Genomic DNA, 1458 nt, shown 5'->3' with positions numbered 1-1458 from the left:
ATGATGCACTTTGGGCCGCAGAACAATGCTTAAAGAGTGGTGCTTGTGATGCTGTGTTGTTATGGCAAAACCAATTTGAAGTGCATCAAATAAAGCGTTTACAGCTGGCGTGTGAAGAAGGAAAGAGTTTGCAGTTTTTAATGCAGACGAAGGCGCAAAGTGGTCTGTCGCTACCGGTGTCATTAAGCATGTGTTTGACTGCAAGCCCGCAAGGTTTAAACGTAAGAATCAATAAACGTAAGGGAGCTTGGGACTTACCTGCGTTTACCTTAGATATGTCTCAATATTGGCCTACGTTTTCTCTGACACAACAAAAGCCTGCTTCTAACGTCATCCGTTTTCCGCAAACGCAACATCGCCAAGGCTTGTAAAAGGTGTTGTATGTCTCTGTGGATATATCTTCATTTTCCGGCCTTACAGCTTAACGCGCTCCAGTCTTCACCGAATGGTGATGCACTTAATACATCGCAAGGCATGATTGTGGTGGAGGGACGTAAAAACGAAATCATTCAGATGAACCAACGTGCCTCAGAGAATGGCGTCTGTTTAGGAATGGGGCTCGCGACAGCTGCGTCTATGTGTGAAGGGCTGTATGTCATTGAATATGATTCGGCACTTGAATCGGAAAAGCTTAAAGAGATTGCGCATTGGCTGTATATGGTGACGGCTAATATTAGCTTGGTGCCTCCGAATGGCATTCTGTTGCAAGCGAGTAACATGTTAACGCTTTACGATGGTCTAGCTAACTACTGGCAAGCTTTGGTTGATCAGCTCAAACATTTACCGTTTGAGTATTCCTTTGCTTCAGGGTTTTCCCCTTTTGCGGCACGCATGTTAGCCGGGAAAAGCTTTAATCAAATTTCTCAGTCTGAGCGTGCTTTATTTCAGGCAGTAAAGCAGTGTGATTTGTCAGAAACCGAGTTGAGCTCAAAACATATTACAACCTTAAATCGGGTAGGTGTTCATAGCATTGCGGATCTGCTACGTATTCCTTTGCCTGATATTGCTAAACGTTTTGGGTCTGATTTGGTGAATTATGTGGGGCGACTAACTGGGCTGTTTCATCATGTGATCGATTTTTACCATCCACCTAAGCAGTTTCAGCGAAGGTTCGATTTGTTATTTGAAATTATCAATCTGAAACTCTTGGAAAAGCCTTTACTCAAGCTACTCGCATTGCTCGAAAGCTTCTTAATAATGCGTGATCAATATGCGCATGAGCTGCAACTAGAGCTGTACTTGCGCGATGGCAATACTTCTACAGTGTTAGTGACTTCTGCTGCCGGTGAATACCAAAGTAAGGCTTGGTTGAGTTTATTCGTATTGAAACTTGAGTCCATGAAAGTGGCTTCTCCAGTGATACGTATTAGTTTGAGTGCTGTTCGTGTGGCGGCTAAGCAAGGCGAGGTCAGTGATTTATTTGATGGTAAGCAGGGGGCTTTATCGCCTTTAGAGCTT

The 1458-nt window shown here is 43.9% G+C and carries 1 protein-coding gene and 1 pseudogene; both read left to right on the top strand.

Annotated features, from left to right (window positions below; genetic code table 11):
* Positions 1 to 371: pseudogene (locus tag A3739_RS29750) on the top strand (hypothetical protein); the annotation flags it as partial.
* 10 nt (positions 372 to 381) lie between these two features.
* A partial coding sequence (locus tag A3739_RS08445) for a DNA polymerase Y family protein (RefSeq protein WP_068501023.1) occupies positions 382 to 1458 on the top strand: 1077 nt, incomplete at its 3' end.

Source organism: Oleiphilus sp. HI0067 (genome assembly GCF_001635735.1).
Note: the sequence above shows the minus strand (reverse complement) of the source record. Positions and strands in the feature narration are given on the sequence as shown.